The 18183-nt window shown below is 45.8% G+C and carries 11 protein-coding genes; 4 read left to right on the top strand and 7 right to left on the bottom strand.

Annotation, left to right across the window (positions count from 1 at the left end):
- Window positions 1-73: 73 nt before the first annotated feature.
- From KO518_RS06010 to KO518_RS05995, 4 genes are all read left to right on the top strand, one after another.
- Entirely contained in the window at window positions 74-2521 is a 2448-nt protein-coding gene (locus KO518_RS06010) for a TonB-dependent receptor (protein ID WP_216024930.1), read from the top strand.
- A gap of 263 nt (window positions 2522-2784) precedes the next feature.
- Window positions 2785-4014 (top strand): porin, encoded by a 1230-nt coding sequence (locus KO518_RS06005; RefSeq protein WP_216024929.1) that lies wholly within the window; start codon window positions 2785-2787, stop codon window positions 4012-4014.
- Window positions 4015-4125: 111 nt separating this feature from the next.
- On the top strand, window positions 4126-4959 hold the full coding sequence (locus KO518_RS06000) for a hypothetical protein (RefSeq protein WP_216024928.1): 834 nt from the start codon (window positions 4126-4128) through the stop codon (window positions 4957-4959).
- A 171-nt stretch (window positions 4960-5130) separates the two neighbouring features.
- Window positions 5131-5790 (top strand): response regulator transcription factor, encoded by a 660-nt coding sequence (locus tag KO518_RS05995; RefSeq protein ID WP_216024927.1) that lies wholly within the window; start codon window positions 5131-5133, stop codon window positions 5788-5790.
- A gap of 37 nt (window positions 5791-5827) precedes the next feature.
- Here the strand turns inward: KO518_RS05995 and KO518_RS05990 are convergent, their stop codons facing one another.
- The 7 genes from KO518_RS05990 to KO518_RS05960 form a co-directional block, all read right to left on the bottom strand.
- Window positions 5828-8341: an ATP-binding protein gene (locus tag KO518_RS05990; RefSeq protein ID WP_216024926.1), complete on the bottom strand. Its 2514-nt coding sequence runs from the start codon at window positions 8339-8341 to the stop codon at window positions 5828-5830.
- Window positions 8328-9503: a nitric oxide-sensing protein NosP gene (nosP, locus tag KO518_RS05985; protein WP_216024925.1), complete on the bottom strand. Its 1176-nt coding sequence runs from the start codon at window positions 9501-9503 to the stop codon at window positions 8328-8330. Before nosP ends, KO518_RS05990 begins: the two co-directional genes overlap by 14 nt.
- A complete protein-coding gene (locus KO518_RS05980) occupies window positions 9472-11568 on the bottom strand; it encodes a 4Fe-4S binding protein (protein WP_216025463.1) in 2097 nt (698 codons plus the stop codon). The genes nosP and KO518_RS05980 overlap by 32 nt, the downstream gene beginning before the upstream one ends.
- A 38-nt stretch (window positions 11569-11606) precedes the next feature.
- On the bottom strand, window positions 11607-13124 hold the full coding sequence (locus tag KO518_RS05975) for an aldehyde dehydrogenase family protein (protein ID WP_216024924.1): 1518 nt from the start codon (window positions 13122-13124) through the stop codon (window positions 11607-11609).
- 142 nt (window positions 13125-13266) lie between these two features.
- On the bottom strand, window positions 13267-13944 hold the full coding sequence (locus KO518_RS05970) for a response regulator transcription factor (protein ID WP_216024923.1): 678 nt from the start codon (window positions 13942-13944) through the stop codon (window positions 13267-13269).
- Window positions 13941-15200 carry a histidine kinase gene (locus KO518_RS05965; RefSeq protein ID WP_216024922.1) on the bottom strand — a complete coding sequence of 420 codons (1260 nt, stop codon included), beginning with the start codon at window positions 15198-15200 and terminating at the stop codon, window positions 13941-13943. Before KO518_RS05965 ends, KO518_RS05970 begins: the two co-directional genes overlap by 4 nt.
- A gap of 240 nt (window positions 15201-15440) precedes the next feature.
- Window positions 15441-17900: a TonB-dependent receptor gene (locus KO518_RS05960; protein WP_216024921.1), complete on the bottom strand. Its 2460-nt coding sequence runs from the start codon at window positions 17898-17900 to the stop codon at window positions 15441-15443.
- Window positions 17901-18183 lie beyond the last annotated feature (283 nt).

Below are 18183 nucleotides of genomic sequence, written 5' to 3'. Positions count from 1 at the left end.
CTTAAGGAGGATATTTTTCGGGAATGAGTAAGGCAATACTAGTTTCACATACTAAAACTATACAGTGACTCAAATGGGAACACATAATTTTACCCGTCCAAGCTACACGCCCTTCTCTCTTGCCATCATTGCCAGCGCCGTTGCCTGCGCATTTCACCCCTTCGCCCATGCAAAGGATACCGCTGGTGAGTATGAAATAATTGAAGTACAAGGGGCAACTTCACTCAATACCAACGGCACTACAGCGTCGTCATTCGGGAATGTACAAACCCTCACCCAAGATGACATAGAAGGAAGTGTAAACCGTTCGTTGCCGGAGTTACTAAAATCACAGTTATCAGGTGTCAATCTCAATGATGTACAAAACAACCCGTTTCAACCGGACTTGCAATACCGGGGCTTTACTGCATCACCCTTGCTTGGCCTGCCGCAGGGTATTTCGGTATACCTGAACGGCGGACGGGTGAACGAAGTATTTGGCGATACCGTGCATTGGGATCTTATGCCCCTTGATGCCATTGATACCGTGTCTTTATATTCCGGCTCAAATCCGTTGTTCGGCCAGAATACGTTAGGCGGTGCGCTGGCGCTAAACACCAAAACAGGTTTTACATTTGACGCTAACGAGCTGGATCTTCAGGCTGGACAGTTTGGACAAAAAGCCGGCTCACTAGAATCCGGTGGTCACAGTAATAACTGGGCCTATTACGTGAACCTCAATCACTACGAAGAAGATGGCTGGCGCGACTATTCCCCCTCCGAAGTACAACAGGTATTTACGTCATTAGCTTATCGCAATGACACCATGCTTATTGATTTCAATTTGCTCATAGCCGACAACGAACTCCTGGGGAATGGTGCATCGCCTGCGGAGTTACTCGACATCGAAGGCCGGGAAGCCGTATATACCCATCCGGATCAAACCAATAACAAACTTAAACACATAAATATCACCGGGGACTTTGTATTATCTGACACCCTTTCTCTATCGGCCAACGCCTTCTACCGCAATACTCAGACCACATCCATCAATGGTGATGACAGTGACTTTGGCGCCTGCCAATTTAACGATGGTCGTATTACACTTTGCGAACTTGAAGACGATGATGACGATGATGACGATGTAGTGGCCCTGCGGGACCACGATGACGATGATCACGACTTGCCTGTTGTGGGGGATGACGATGACATTGAGGCAGTAGAATTCATTGGATATGAAGAAGGCACTGCCCTTGCTGACATTTCGGAAGTTGACGCTGACGACATCGACGGTACGTACAATACCGGTCAAACTGACGCGGACGCTCTGGGGTTGTCTTTCCAATTTGCGAAACACTACCCATTAAGCGGTTTTGAATCAGAATTCATCATTGGAGCAAGTTACGCCAAAGGCGATATAAGCTACGCAGCCGATACCACATTTGGCATCCTGGAAAACGACACCGCAGAGGACTCCCGAACGGTGTTGCCAATAGCAGGGTTAATGGCCGAAGAGGCGCGAGTAAGACTCGATGTAGACACCACAGCGTGGTCGCTGTTTTTTATGAACACCACCCATCTTAGCCAAGCAGTTTCGTTGAACGTCGGAGGCCGTTTTAATCGCGATCACATTGTCATGGAAGATTTAAGCGAAGATGGTGATGACTCTCTGGACGGCAATCATCGCTTCACCCAATTTAACCCTGCCATAGGCGTTGATGTGGCTCTGGACGAAAACAGCGTGTTGAACTTTGCAATCAGTCAATCGTCACGCACCCCAAGTCCGGCAGAATTAAGCTGTGCTGATGAAGACGACCCTTGTCGTTTGCCCAATGGATTTGTCGCCGATCCACCGCTGGCTCAGGTTGTCACCCAAACTATAGAGGCAAATTATACAACCCGTATAAGCAACGTCGATATTATGTTGAATGTATTTCACAGTAAAAGTAAAGACGACATTATTTTTCAGCAAGCAGGATCCGTTGCATCCCGAGGGTATTTTATTAATGTTGACGAAACCCAGCGCCAGGGCATTGAGTTGAGCCTGGGGTCCACCTGGGAAAAATTCTCATACCGCGTAAACTATAATTATCTGGATGCCACCTACGAGTCGAGCTTTACGTCATTTAGCCCATTTAATCCTCAGGGTCCAAACCGACTGGTTATGGCCGGGAACAGGATCCCAGGACAACCTGCCCACCTTGTGAAAGTGTATGCCGATTACGCACTGACTGACAATACCCGCATAGGCGCAGAAGTCATTTCTGCCTCAAGCCAATATTTTCGGGGCGATGAAGCAAATGAGAACGACAGCATTGACGGCTATGCGATAGTCAATGTTCACGGCACCTACCGGTTTAACGACACGTTTACAGCGCTGCTTCGTATAAACAATGTATTCAATACCGAATATGAAACCTTTGGAACCTATGGTGAGGCTGACGAAGTGCTGGAAGACATTTACCCAGATGTTGAAGGCGCGGAATTTGTCGGGCCTGCACACCCCCGAATGATTAGCGTTAGTTTGAAAGCTAAATTCTAACCCTGACTATTTTATTCATCTTTCTCTTTTTTAAAAGCGCGGTGTGAATCGCGCTTTTCATTTCTCCAACATTGTATTTTTCCCGCTACTAAAGAATGAGATTAACGCGTCTTACGACCGATGGTTCATTTATCAATTAAATTTATTATCAATTTACTGGGCACCGGAAGTATTAAACCAGTCACAAAAAAACAAAAAACACTGACACTAGCGTGAGTTGAGCAACACGCTGTATTTCACACTACCAATATTGGGACAGTAAAATGAAAATGAAAACCCTTACAAAAACATGTTTATCAATTGCTATATTAAGTGGTTTAAGCAGTCATAGCCTGGCCGATGACAAGCCCTATTCGTGGAATATTTCCGGATGGATAAACGAAGGTCTTACTTACTATGACGATGGTGTGGGTAGTGATGTCGCTCAATTGTCAGACAACGGCACAACCTTGGGTAGTCGCATTACCCTTTCTGGTAATTACAAACTGGAAGACCAAGCCATGGATGTGGGCTTTGAAGTGATTATTGAACCTCTGTCTGGCACGCCAAACTATGCTGGTGGTGGTCACCAGACGCCGCTTTTGTTTGCCAATCAGGATAATTTAGACACTTTCAACGGCGGTGATATCGGCCTTCTGGGCAGTAACCTCTACTTTGGTGGCGACTGGGGTAAAATCACTATCGGTTTACAAAGTCTGCCTACCGATAACATTGCAGTACTTGCTGATCCATCTGGCACCATTTGGTCTGGTATCTCTCCTCTCTTTAGAGCCAATGGCTTTTTTATTCGTGGTATTGATGAAGACTCTACCAATGTGGCTTGGGGGCAATTTGCACAGTGTCTGGCTACGCCTGGTTTAGGAATAGGTATCGACTGCAACGGCATTTACCGCAACGGTGTACGCTATGACTTACCTCAAATGGGAAACGTCAGTATTGCAGTAGGCTACGCCAATGACGAGATTTACGATATTGCCGTAAAGTACGGCGCTGAACACGCGGGCTTCAAAACAAATTTTCACGCTGGCTACTCGGTAAATAAAGACGGCGGCAGTAATGTCGGCGGAACAAGTTCAACGACGTTGCAAATGCAAGCCGGTGCAATGCACATTGAGTCAGGTATTTTTGGTGTAGCAACCTATCAAATGGAAGAGGCCGACGACGCTATTGCCGGCTCCGGTGACGATACCGATGCCTACTACTTTAAATTTGGCATTAGAAGACAATTTAACAATATGGGCGATTCGGCCTTTTACGCAGAGTATGCCAGTTACAACGACCAGTATGGCATGGCACATCTTGATGGCGTAACCGGCTCTGAATTAAGCCAGTGGGGCGTTGCCGCAGAGCAATATTTTGGCTCTCGCTTTTTAGTGTACGCAAAATATGAAAACCTGAGTTTAGCTATAGATGGTTCAGACGCGGCAAAGCGTATTTATACCAACGCTAAAGATCTAACGCTTATTCAACTTGGCGGCACAATTTTCTTTTAAAATAAGGCAGTCCATTTTCTTTAAACGCAATTATTTGATGAAAATCCACATCAATTCGCACATAAAAAGCGGGATAAAATCCCGCTCTCCCCTTTAAAAAAGGAGTACAAAATGAGCCTCAAAAAGCTCTTGTTTTTCCCCTTCTTTATGACCCTGGTAATATTCCTATTTCTGCCGCTACACCAAGCCCAATCTGCAGAACTATATAAGGAAGGGAAAAATAACTATATCACTCTTAAAAAAAACGAGGATGGCAAAAATCAACACCCTTTTCACCTGTCAGAGGAAGCCGTTAGTCATGTGTTAAGCGGAATATCTATTACACAAGATGATAATGATAGGGGTACCGCACCGTTGTTTTCTGGCCATCAAGTTACCCTGTTGGCGACTTATCTTCCCATCGCCTTGAAACAAGCCAAACCCGATGAAGATATTGTATTTTCACTTAGTAAAGAAGTCCGCACTTTGGGCGGTCTAAAAAAACAAACACTATACGTTACAGGTAGTGTTTTCATAGAAAATGACAGACTTAACATTCTCATTGGAGAGTTCGATAAAGCCGCTAATCGCGCATACGAAATGGCCTATGACCCAACGGCACAAGGCTTGGTAAAATACAGTTTTAGCTATGGCCACAGGGAGCAACAGGCGTTTGGCTTCAGTAAACCGCTCACATTTACCGCGACCGGTTTAGCCTTTGGCCGAGAGAACCGTTATGACTGGATAACAGCAAGCACCGATCTAACTGCTTTAGCTAAGGAATCGTTTCCTCTTGTTCAACAACCAGATTTATCCGTTGCACCAGCTTCTTCAGCTAAACACTCAGCGGCGAAACAGGAGACGCTGATCACGCGTTTTAAACGCCTGGAAACCTTAAAAAAGGCAAAGCTTATCAGCGAAGAAGAATATCAGGAGAAACGCCAGCAATTACTAGATCAGTTGTAAAAAACTAATGCTCAGCCCACTGGTCATACAAGTAGTTTTAATATAAGCCAAAGGTCTTATTACCCCCCAATTAATGTTATATTAATGTTAATGTAACGGGTGAAGTTGTGACTGCCCAACATTGTCACGAAGTCGGCGGCAAACGTCGCTTTTTTAGCTGAGGGAAAGAGTATGTACCGCATCCTGATCATTGACGACCACCCTATATTTCGTCACGCCATGACTACTATATTAGGGAAGAAGTTTCCCGATTCTGAAACACTAGAAGCAAACTCCATCTCGGAAGCGCTCGCACTGTTAGCAGAAAATGCTAAATTCGATCTGGTCATGCTTGATTTAAACATGCCGGAAACCTGTGGTCTAAACGGATTACTGGAAATCCGCAATCAATACCCGAGTGTTCCGGTAGCCATTATTTCTGCAGAAACGGAAAAGCAAAATATTTTACAAACTATCTCGTACGGTGCGGTTGGCTTCATTTCAAAGAGCAGCAAAATTGAAGAAATTGCTACGTCAATTGAGAGTATATTCGAAGGCAATGTCTGTCTGCCCTCTGAAATTCTGCGCACCTCACCATCCAAAACCCGTGTACGCAATGAGAATGGCATTTCTCCGGAGCAAATACGTTCTTTAACGCGCAAAGAGCTCGCAGTGCTAAAATACTTAACCCAAGGCTTAGCAAATAAAGTCATTGCTTACGAACTCAATATTTCTGAGACTACAGTGAAGTCTCACGTATCCTCTATCCTTAAGAAACTTGGAGCAAGCAACAGAGTAAAAGTGGTCGCTAGTGCTGCGAATATCGACTTCAATCAATACGTTTTTAACTAACGCTACCAGGGTACGCCCACGTATTCGCCGGAGGGCTCTATTTCTGTAAACTGGCCACTAAAGCCGCTTTTAACACCGAAGAATTTACCGGTTTGTGTAGTAGCTGAATATCAGTGCCCTCGAGCTTGCCAGCCAATGCTTTAGAATGGTTAGCAGTGCAGATCATAACGGGCAAGGAAGGTGCCAGTGTCCTCACCCGCATAGCGATATCCAAACCGGTTTCTTCTTCATCGAGGTGATAATCGACAATCAGCATATCGCAGTCGTTAAAGTTTCCACCTGTCACCGCGTTGCACTGATCAAAACCCGAGAAAGTCTCTATCTCCATGTCCCAGTTGCCAAACAGGGTTTGCATGGCAATACGCATATTGGTGTCGTTATCGATGTGCCAAATCTGTTTGTCGACAATATATCGGGGCAACGACGGCTGTAGTTCGTACAGGTACTCTTGATCTGAGTCTTGATTAGACACTTGTGCGAGGGGTATGGAAACGGTAAAACACGCACCCACACCTTCTTTGGAGCGAACCCGAATATCGTGTTCGAGCAATTTACTCATTTTATCGACAATATATAAGCCTAATCCCAAACTGTAGGAGTAGTTAAAATCGTTTTCCAGACGGGAAAATTCCTTAAAAATGATTTTTTGATCCGCTTCGCTAATACCCACGCCCTGGTCGTAAACACTGATCTCAAGATTGTGTTTTACTTTCCTCGCTGCCAGTAACACCTTTCCATTGGCACCGTATTTCATTGCGTTAATCAATAAATTACGCAAAATTCGAGACAACAAATTCACATCAGTACAGACATAGGCTTCTTTCAAGCGATAGCGGAAGTCGACATCGTAATCTTTACTGATGTGAGAGAACTCTTCAGCTAACTGCATGAGCAAGGGCAGTACATTTTCTTCCTGTTTATCTGGCTGTAAAACGCCGGCATCAAGTTTAGACGTTTCTATCAGTGCACGAATAAGGCCATTGAGATCAGACAGTGAATTGTCCAGGGCGTTTACAATGGTGCTTGCCTGACTATCTACCTGATCTTTTAAGGCTTCATTAAACAAAATAGCAGCGCTTAGCGGTTGCATTAGATCATGGCTAATGGCTGCCAGGAACTTGCTTTTAGAGTCTATGGCTTCCTGTAAAGCAATGTTGGCGTGATTGAGTTCACGGGTGCGCTTTTCGACATTGGTTTCTAATTGATCTTTTGCCGCTTTGAGTTGACGCTGACTTTCAACGGCCTGAGACACATCTGTAGCCAAAACAAAATGCCCTGCAATTTCTCCTGACTCATTAAAGTGGGGTAAGTATACCTTTTGCAAAAAGCCTACTTCACCATTTGCGTTTTGCTCCTCACTTTGAAAATTCACCACCTCCCCTTGTTTCACTCGACGTAAATATGGAATGAGCTTAGGGTAAACCTCTTTGAGATGGCTTTTATCCATGGGCATGTTATTTAGATCTTGCTCACTGACACCGTACCAATCGCGATAGCCCTTATTGGTGTACTGGAATTTTCTGTCTGTGCCTATGTACGCAATTAACGCCGGTACGTTATCAGTGATCATGCGTATCCAGCTTTCGTTATGTTTTAAAGTCTCGGCATAATGGTGTTGCGAAGTAACATTGGTAAAGGTACACAACGTATTGCCATCCGGTAGTTGCGTTATATTGCGCTCAACCACAAGATTGTCATGAATAATTTGCGTGCGGGGACCTTCAGGCTTAAGGTTTAAACCACTCCACTGCTGATGATTTTGTAACGCGTAAATATTTTTGCTATTGACCAAAACGTACTGAGGAACGTTGGCTTGCGTTAAAAACGTATTGTTCCAAAAGGCAATGCCCCCCTCTTTATCAATGAGTAATATGCCCACGTCGACACTATCGATAAGACTTTGAAGTAATTTGTTTTTTTCTTTAATTACTTGCTCGTAACGGTTTGACTCAACCAGCTTCACTTCGGTGATATCGTTAAACAGAATAACGTTACCCCCTTCCTGTGTTTCCCGGTTTGTAAGCTGATACCAGCGTTTATTTGACAACTGATAAATCATTCTTCCGGCTACGTCGGCAGGCAATGCGCGCCGAATAATACCAGAGTGCTTTGCTGCTTGCGTGATGTCGTAATAGTTGTCGCCAATCTTAGGGGTGATGGACAAATCATCCCATACAGTTTCAAAATGTCTGTTGAAGAAAATGATCCCCCCAAACTTATCCAACAACACCATGGCCTGATTAGTACTTTCAATGGCATCGTGCAGACGCTGTTTTACCTGGTGCGTCTCTTGATTTGCGCGCACTAAATCGGCATTCGACCGCTCCAGTTTCTGTAATACCGACTGCAACTCTTCCGTTTTTTCACTCACTTTTTCGGACAGTTGTACAGCGTGCTCGAAGGCGCGATAGCTATGGTGGTTGAAACCACCTTCCTCCATGCGATACATCAATGCGGCATTGATTTTCTCAAGCTTTTCATTCTCGCGCTTTTGCTCCTCCAGTGCTTTCTGAAGCACCTGTAGCTCTGTTACGGGGCTATCGGGTGCCAAAATACACCCCCGTGAAGGTTTGGTTAAGATGCACCGAGTGAATGTGTTCGCCATAGGCATTAAAACCAGCGACATGGTACTTTTGCTGTAATCGTCTTATTTCGTGATCGTTGTTGCCTTGCTGAATTTCCAGCCTTCGCAAAAAGCAATCGCAGGCATAAACAAACTCTGGCTCACCAAGTTGTTCGTGTAGTGCATCTAATTTACTCTCCAACGCTTCTATGCAATCGCCCAATTGAATAAAAGTGAGAATAATGCCGATATCTACCGCACAGTAGAAGGTTATTGCGTTTGTGGTTAGATCTACTTTTTGAATGGAGCGAATAAAATATTTACCGCCAACCATAACGGCAAGGGGAAACATGGAGAAAACATCGGGAGTAAGTGCTTCAGTTTTCATCCCCAACAAGCTCGCATAATACTGCGCAGCCGGCTCGCCGTTAATTTCATACACAGTGCGAGATTCAGGATCTGCATGGGTAACCACAAGTTTAGAAACCGGCGAATTGATATGATCAATGGAAAAAACGCTGAACGGATTGCAGGTACCGACCAATAGCAAAACGGCGGCGTCTCTGTGGAATGCACCATCGTAAAACACGTACGTCGCTTCGAGCTTTAAGTCATCCCCGGCACTTCCCCCCAAATGGGGAATGTTGCCAAAGGCGGTTGCAAAAGTTTCAAGAAAATGCTCTTCGTGACGCGTTAACCCATCCAGTACGGAAATAACAAAGTGTTGCTCTGTGTCATAGCGCTTTTCCCGCCCTTGCAATGTTCGTCGCAAATTACTGGCGATATCGTGTGCTTCATCAAAATTCACTTCGCCTAACTGGGGTACCAAGGCGGTTGCAATAGAAAATGCGTTTTTCAGGAACGCCACAGCGAGTAATTTCTCGGTGCCATACCCGTTTTTATTAAACTCCCCGGCACTGGTACACCCCACCACATTGACGTTTGGAAACAGTGTGGTCATCTTTGAGGCAACCACATCCAGGTCAAAAAGCGTGCTGGTGTGAAAAAGCAAAAGTTCTATTCCATCAGGTTCAACCTGCTTTAAAATTTCACTGGCCACATCACGACAGGCATGCTCTGCGGTATAACGCGCGTCGTCAACATCAGAGGCTGACTGACTAAGCGCGGACAGGATCGAGGTTTTTGACACGAGTAGGCACCTTTTTCTTTTTATACTTGTCGATTTTGCATAAGTTTGGGTTATCAAGGGTAACCACACACTCGAGGCATTGAATACACTCAGCATAATCAATGCTGCCATCGGGTTCTATAGCATCAATACCACATTTTTTCTGTTTACACAGCTGACACGGGTTGCCGCAGGCTGCTTTTCGGGTAAGCAGTTTGACCGCGGGAAAGCGGCCCAATATGGCAAGGCCCGCCCCTAAGGGACATAAGTAACGACAATACACTTTGTGTATTTTCAAACTGAGTAAAAGCAGGATCACTGCATACAGCACAAACGGCCAGTACCTTACAAAATGCAGGGTAATTGATGTTTTGAACGGCTCTATTTCCGCGAGTTTCTCTGCCAGTGTAAGAGAAAAGAACGAAGCCGCAATCAACCCTCCAAGCACCGTATATTTGAGTTTTTGTGCCAGCTTATGATGCTCTGGCTTAATGCGAATTTGCCTGATCCTGAGCTTTTCAGCAATGACGGCCATTATTTCCTGAAGTGCACCAAACGGGCACAACCAGCCACAAAACAGGCCTCGCCCCACTATAAACAGGGAAACGAACACGAAACTCCACAAAATAAAAATAACTGGGTCAAGTAAATACACTTCCAAAGAAAAGCCATCTGTGACGTCGAGAAGCAGTGTATAAATATTAACCACAGACAGTTGCCCTTGTGCATAAAAACCAATAAAAAAAAGCACGAACACAAGGGAAAACGCTCGTATTGAATGCACCAGTCGGGTGTAAGGTGTGAGCTTATGTTGCAGCGCGAAGAAGACCGAAAGCGCCAACAGGTATAGAAGCGTTACGCTAATTTCCAAGGTTCTGTCGAGCCAAATTTTCTGCCACAGTGGGATCGGTTTTTCCGCCTTTGCCAGCGGGTTTTCCATAAACAATTCACCGGGCAGGGAAACGTTCAAGGGGAAAAGGTGTTCATCGCGTTCAAAAAAACTGGGTTTGTACGGCAAGCTAATAGCAATCTGCATACGTTGGTCCAGTGACAAGCCACCCTTTGATTTTACTCTCAGCACTTTTAAGTCCTCATATTCAGGCAGAGACTGTGAGAAGGTGGGGTCGTAAAAACTATAAAAATCTATGTCGCGAACCGCCACCGGAAACCCGCCCTGAGCAACCCGCAAATGTTCTGGCGTGGTCTGAGGGATAAAGGCATCACTAATAAAGCTAAACCCTTTGGTGTTTAGCACCATAAGCGCCATTTCACCTGGCTTCAAATTGTCTTGTAGTCGCTGATATTCAACGGGGTCTAAAAGGTTCTTCCCTACTATGGGTAAACTGAGGAACGCATAGTAGTGTTCAGCGATGGTGTTATCATCCAGCCCGCGGTCTCTTTGAATTTCAGCGATGGCATCGGCAATTTCACTTGCTACCCCATGAGCGTCCTGCTGTTGAATCGTGTGCTTCTGAATAAAGCCCTTTTCAACGAGTTGAGCAAAAGACATTGGTTCGAAGAAGTCGGGGTTGATAATTTTATTGCTGGGCGCGAGAAAACCATCGAGCTTCGCCCTGGCAACGGCAAGGGCGGATGTAACAATAGTGTCGTTTATAACAAGTACTGAAACGGTTGCCTTCGTTACACCGTCAAAATATGTCGCGTCTTTCCCTACATCGCTTTTACTACCAATAATGAAACGTTCCTTAACACTGTGCCCCTTGTATTGAGCAACGAAATCGAACATCGATTTCTCACCTAACCCGTGTAAAAAAATAGGTTCACTGTGAGCTTTTACGAAGAGATCTACCACCTTGCCTTGAGGGTCTAAACCAATAACAACATTTACCGGCTTACCGGAAAAACCAATGAAATCCACAAAGTCATTGGATTCAAATACATAACCAAGGAGTTGCTGAAGCTGGTATACAGGGGTGACGTTAATATCGGTATGCATCTCACCAACCCGTGTAGCGTTGGGAAATATTTTGTGAACGTCTTCGGGAATGTCCGTTGCGTCAGATTGCGCCAATGCGCTTGCCGCAAGAAACAACGTTAGGATGAGGGTGATGAATGAGCTGCGCATAAGAATAGTGGGCAGCACGATGTGCTGCCCGCTTTGGCCTAGAAGAAACCCAATGGATTGATGTCGTAGCTTACCAGCAGGTTTTTCGTTTGCTGGTAATGATCGAGCATCATTTTATGGGTTTCCCGTCCGATCCCTGATTTCTTATAGCCGCCAAATGCAGCATGGGCCGGATACAGGTGATAACAGTTCGTCCACACCCGTCCCGCTTCAATCGCGCGGCCTACGCGGAATGCCACATTCGCATCCCGGCTCCACACGCCAGCTCCCAGGCCGAAGCTGGTGTTATTGGCAATTTCAATGGCTTCTTCTTCGGTCTTGAAGGTGGAAACCGCTATAACAGGGCCAAATATTTCCTCCTGGAACACGCGCATGTGATTTTGGCCTTTCAAAATAGTGGGCTGAATGTAATAACCACCATCAAAGCCAGGTAATTGCTCTTTCTCACCACCGGTGACCACTTCCGCACCTTCTGACTTCCCGATATCGATGTACTTCAGGATTTTTTCAAACTGTTCGTTTGACGCCTGCGCTCCCACCATGGTTTCAGTGTCCAACGGATTTCCCCGCTTGATCTTATGAATTTTTTCTATCACTTTTTCCATAAAGGCGTCATAGATGTCTTCGTGAATGATAGCCCGGGACGGACAAGTACACACTTCGCCTTGGTTGAAATAGCCCAGTACCAGGCCTTCAGCACACTTATCAATAAACTCAGGCTCGTGATCCATAATATCGGGGAAGAACAAATTCGGTGACTTGCCACCGAGCTCTACGGTAGAAGGAATAAGATTTTCTGCTGCACAGCGCAAAATATGCCCACCCACTGGGGTTGAACCGGTGAAGGCGATTTTCGCAATACGCGTACTGGTGGCGAGCGCCTGACCAGCTTCAGCGCCAAAACCATTGACGATATTAAGTACACCGGGAGGAAGCAGATCCTGAATAAGCTCCGCGAATACCAATATAGACACAGGCGTTTGCTCAGCCGGTTTCAGTACCACTACGTTCCCGGTGACAAGGGCTGGCGCTAATTTCCAGGCAGCCATGAGCAGTGGGAAGTTCCACGGAATGATTTGACCGACGACACCGTAGGGTTCATGGAAATGATACGCCACGGTATTTTTGTCAATCTCACCAATGGTGCCTTCCTGACTGCGAATACATCCTGCGTAGTAGCGGAAGTGATCGGCACAAAGAGGAATATCTGCATTTAGCGTTTCACGTACAGCTTTTCCGTTATCCCAGGTTTCAGCAACCGCCAATAGTTCCAAGTTTTCTTCGATGCGATCGGCTATTTTGAGGAGAATGTTTGAGCGCTCTGCCACTGACTTATCAGCCCAGGCCTGTTTTGCAGCGTGGGCAGCATCTAACGCCAGCTCAATGTCTTCCGAAGTAGAACGCGGTATTTGCGCAATTTCACTGCCGTCAACAGGCGAAGTTGCAGTAAAGTATTCACCTTTAACCGGTGCAACCCAACCGCCATTAATAAAATTACCGTAGCTTTTTTTAAAGCTTACGACCGAACCTTCACTTCCAGGCTTTGCATAAATCATAAGAAATACCCTATGCTAACGTTGCGTGAACCACACGCGATAACGTGGTTTGTTGTGTCATTTGATAATGGTACTTTTATGCTTTTCCCACCATGATGCGATAGACCGATTTGACTCCTACTTTAGGAGGGGAAACTAAGGTCTACTTGCCTGTTTTGTATCCGCAGGAGATGGTGTTTACCGTTGTGGGATCGGCCCCGCCGATATAACCGTGCCTGGCTGCGATGGTGCAAAACTCGGACGGCACAGCATTGAGCTTTCGCTTAATAACGGTAAGGGCGTTGGAAATGGTTTTCGCCGACAAACCGAGTTCATCGGCAATATCGAAGCGGGATTTATTCATGGCGATGGCGATGAATATTTCAAACTCTCGTTTGGTCAATTTCGTGGCGAGATCCACATTGGCATCAAGAAGTTGATTCGCCAGATTCACCGCCAGTGTGCGCTCAATGTACTTTTGCCCTCTAGCGACCACCTTAATGGCAGAAATGAGTATTTCCGGCGAACTGCTTTTGCTGATGTACCCCATAGCGCCGGTTTGCATAGCCCGCTGGAGGATTACGCTATCTTCAAACATACTAAAAAATATAATCTTTAGTTGTGCGTGTTGTTGCAAGAAGAATTTGGCGAGTACGAGGCCGCTTTCATTGGCTAGGTTTATGTCGAGGATCAAAATATCAATATCATGATTTGCCAGTATTTTTTGGGTTCGAGCACCATTGTCTGCATCAAAAACCTCACAATCAGGCATCATGGCGTTGAGAAGCGCTTTGTAGCCTTCCCTCACTACGGCATGATCATCAACCAATAAAATGTTCATGCGACATCGGCGTCAAAAGCCGGTGTTCCCGTATTGAGAACTAAAGCCAGGGACACTGTCACCCCACCTTCACTGGGAGAAGTCACGGTGCAATCTGCGCCAATGCAGCGAGCTCTGCTGCGCATGGAAGACATGCCAATATTTTCTACCACGTGATCTCCCAAACCGCGGCCGTTATCTTTCACCACCAGTGAAACGCCATGCCCATCACCGTAAATCTGAATACTGACTTTAGTGGCATTAGCGTGCTTAACCACATTGTTGATAGCTTCCTGCGCAAAGCGATAAAGATGAATGTCCCGCTCGTTGTCTTCTTTGTAGTTTTTCAGGTTTATGGACACCTCCCACCGGGTATCCGGGTGTGCAATTTCCTGTTCGTAAACCAGGCCTTCAAGAGAGCCTTGCAGTGAGACTTTATCAAGCACCAGGGGGTGAAGATGGACCGTGAGTTTTCGCACAGCATCGCTAATTTGGTGAGACATTACCTGAACTTTTTGCGCAGACTTCTCGATGACGGTACGTTCCCGGGCATTCACCAGAATATACGCATGAGCTTTTATGGTGGTGAGCAGTTGACCAACATTGTCATGTAATTCACGGGCCAGATAATTGCGCTCTTGTTCCTGAAGCAAAGCCAGTTGTTTATCAATTTTTATCAATTGCTTTTCTTTCGCGCCTAAGGCCTGTTGCAGATGCTGAAACTGCCTCACAACTTTGTTCATTTCCGGAATATCTGAGTAAGGAAGGGCTTGTGTTGCCCTCCCCTCACTCAATTGTGACAATGCGTCAGCGAGTTGATTCAGAGGCACCAAGCGTTGCTTTACGGCTACTTTGAGAGTTATCAATAGCAAAACGAATGTCGCAAAGAACAAGCCGGCCACAAGGGCGAAAAAAGTTAGGTTTTGAGTAAGTTCAGCAACTTCATAGGGCGTGACAATAAGGTACTGATTTTCCTGGATAGGAATAATGACTGGCGCAATTGGACCGGAACCATTTTGGCTCACCCCCAGTGTTTGATAGGGCTGAATTCTGCCAGTGAAGTAGCGCGCGGACAAATGGGGACTCGGAGCGACAATGGCCTCAATGTCTGAAACAGACACATTTCGCTTTACCATTTCCCGAACCTGGCTAAGTGCGCCCGTCATCTCCTCTTCAATATTGTCTCTAATGTGAAAGTACACAAGTGCGGAGAAAACCAGGAAACAGCTGATAAAAACTGCCACTATTGTTGTAGATATTTTAGTAAAACCCGACATAAGTGCCCCAGCAAGCCTTTTATTCCAGCGTTATACTAACCAGCCGCAATTGGAAAACACATCCTGCATAAGAGGCGATTTCATCCTACGAAGGTAGGATGTACGATAAGGAATAAAGCAGTAGTGACAGCATTCGTCATAGGCAGATTCATCCCCATTGAGTTTGCCTTTGCCCGACAACGGGCAGCAAGGCAGTATAAAACCAGTGTGGACGTGTGCCCCACTAACTCAAAAACGCGATTATTGGAAGTAGTAGCTAAACTCAAGACCTATCTGGCGTCCGCGACGGGCATTGCCAAAAAATGCTCGCGGACTCCCCGTATCGGCACCGTCTGGTGCTGTATTCAGCGAAGAAAAAGTGAAATAAGGTATCGCCAACCAACGCGTTGCCATCACTGGCGCATCTTCATCGGTCAGGTTTCTAACGAAAAGTGAAGCACTCCAGTTATCAGCCCTCACGCCGGTACGTAACCCTGCAATAACTGCCTCAGGTAAATACGCATAATTGTGCACCTGAACGTATTTCTTAGATTCGTAACTGACATCAGCATTAATAAACCCCTCTATGCCGCCACTTATTTCCTGCACGTATTCAGCAAAAGCACTGGCTTGATGCTTTGAACTTAATGGGAATTGATTGCCTTTAATAGAACAATCTCCTTCTCCACTTAACCCCAACAACGCATTAAAATCAGGGCTTTCGGCAATATTGTCGGGATTCATCAACCCGCCGGCACTGGTTAGCGCATACTGGAAATCGTCACAGCCACTGGTGAATTGTGAATCGGCATAAGCATAGGAAAAACGTCCATTCAGGTAGTCAGTAAATTGCACGTGCAAATCTAATTCCACGCCAAACACCTCACCTTCTCCTTGGTTGGTGGCAATGGAGTTCAACGCACCATCAGGATTGGGCACCGCGGTTGTGAGCTGAAGTTTACTGATATCGTTGTAGTAAGCGGAAATTGTTGCGTACATGTTCTCAAAAGAACGGCTTTTGATCCCCACTTCCACAGAGCTTGTTTCTTCCTGCTCATACGTTTCCTGTCCAACAGAAGCTCCTGCACTGCCGTTGAAGCCACCGGGTTTTACGCCTTTCGCTGCAATACCGTAAATAATGGTATCTTCATTAAGTTGATAATTTGCTGTAAATCGCGGCGTGAAGTTATTCCACTCCCCACCTTCGTTAAACACTAGCGAGCCGTCAGTGGTTGCATACTCGGTTACTACTTTCTTTTCTTTTGCCCAACGCGCCTCTGCTGTGATATCAAATCTTGGGTTCACGCGATAATCAACAGAAGCAAAGATGGCCTGATTCGTCACTGAACTAAAGTTTTCATAAAGACCAACCTGGGCATTGTCGAATGTTAGATCGTACGTATCTTTGCGTTGTTTGTAATAAAACGCGCCCACCATCCAGGAGAGATCAGCATCTGGAGAGCGCAACTTAAGCTCGGCGGTCTTGTCAATGACTTTGGCACGTGACGACAGAGCAAAGAAACCCTCTTGCCCGGGTGCAAAGGTGAAGTTAACCGATGAATGGTCGCTGTCCGATCCCGTGCGGCCATCTTGGTTACGGTAGCTAATATTACCATCCCATACATAGCCACCTTGGGTTTCATAATCCGCTGCCAGCGTACTGAACAACAGATCATTTTCTACACCATCAAAAGCTGTGCCGTCGTTAAGATCGTAAGGGTTACCAAAGTAGGTTACACCACCGGGTAGGAAACCACTGGTGGGAACTCCAGGAACGGCATTGGGAACACCATCTGCATCAGCTCCATCATTCAGTGCAATAGGTCTGGCCTCTATAGCACCACAATAGTATTGAAAGTTATTGTCAGAAGCGCTGGCCGGCCAATAAGCTAAAGAGCGAACGCCGGAAAAACAGTTGTTTTCCGTAGCGGGTTGCAGGAAAAACGGGCGGGTGCCATCATCGTCTTCTTGCGACTGAATACGCCAGCGAAGGTGCAAACTATCACTAGGTTGCGCATCCAGAACGAGACTGTATGATCGTGTGGACTCATCACCGACAGTTTTGCCTGTCACTTCATTCTCCCACTGCCCATCGTAATTGTAATCCCGAATGCTAACCGAAGAGTGTAACCACTCGTTAATAGGAATATCAGCATTGACGCTAAAGGTATGCTCGCCGTCCTCGGCAAAAAGAACTTTTGTTCGTGCACTGAATGCATCACTTGGGCTTTTGGTAATAAAGTTAATAGCCCCTGAGTAAGAATTGCGCCCATATAATGCACTCTGTGGCCCCTTTACGATTTCAACGCGCTGAATGTTACTCATATCAATGCTTTGGATATCGCCAGCAAAATAGTTGCCATCGACAAAATACGCTGCGCCAGATTCAACGCCAAACTGAACACCGGCGAGCACATTACTCATCCCCCGAATCACCGGACGCTCGGTTGATCGACCAAATGCTTTAGAAAAACTCAGGCCTGGTGAGAAACGCGCAATATCATCAAGAGACTGAAAACCTTGTTGTTCAATCATTTCTTCGGTGAAAGCCGATACGGCTACGGGAATTTTATTTAAAGATTCTGCGCGTTTTCGTGAAGTAACCTCTATGACTTCAAGATCACTTTTCACACCATCTTGCACTGTTTCCTGGGCCCGAACTGTTGTATTTACCAGCAGGACTGTAGAAATGAATACCGATAACTGATTGACTTTAAACATGTAAAATCACCTTTGTTTTTCTTGTTATTCCTAATATGAGACGCGTTTTTTTACTGAAGAAAAAAAGACACGCTCCGCTGATGTGTACCTGATGTACTTTCGACTATGGTGGGAAAATGAACAGTGGGAAATGACAAATATCAATACATTATGGTATTTGGTTGTGTGTATTTTGACTGATAGCCCCGGGAAAAAAGCCAGCAAACTACTGCCTTTTAAGGAGGCTACAAACGAATCACAAGCAAAAAAAGATGCGCGGAGCGGGTTTAGCTGTTACATTTTG

Origin of the sequence: Aestuariibacter sp. A3R04 (genome assembly GCF_018860805.1) — a bacterium.
Classification (GTDB): domain Bacteria; phylum Pseudomonadota; class Gammaproteobacteria; order Enterobacterales; family Alteromonadaceae; genus Alteromonas.
The sequence above is the reverse complement of the archived record's forward strand: the minus strand, read 5'-3'. Positions and strand labels throughout refer to the sequence as shown.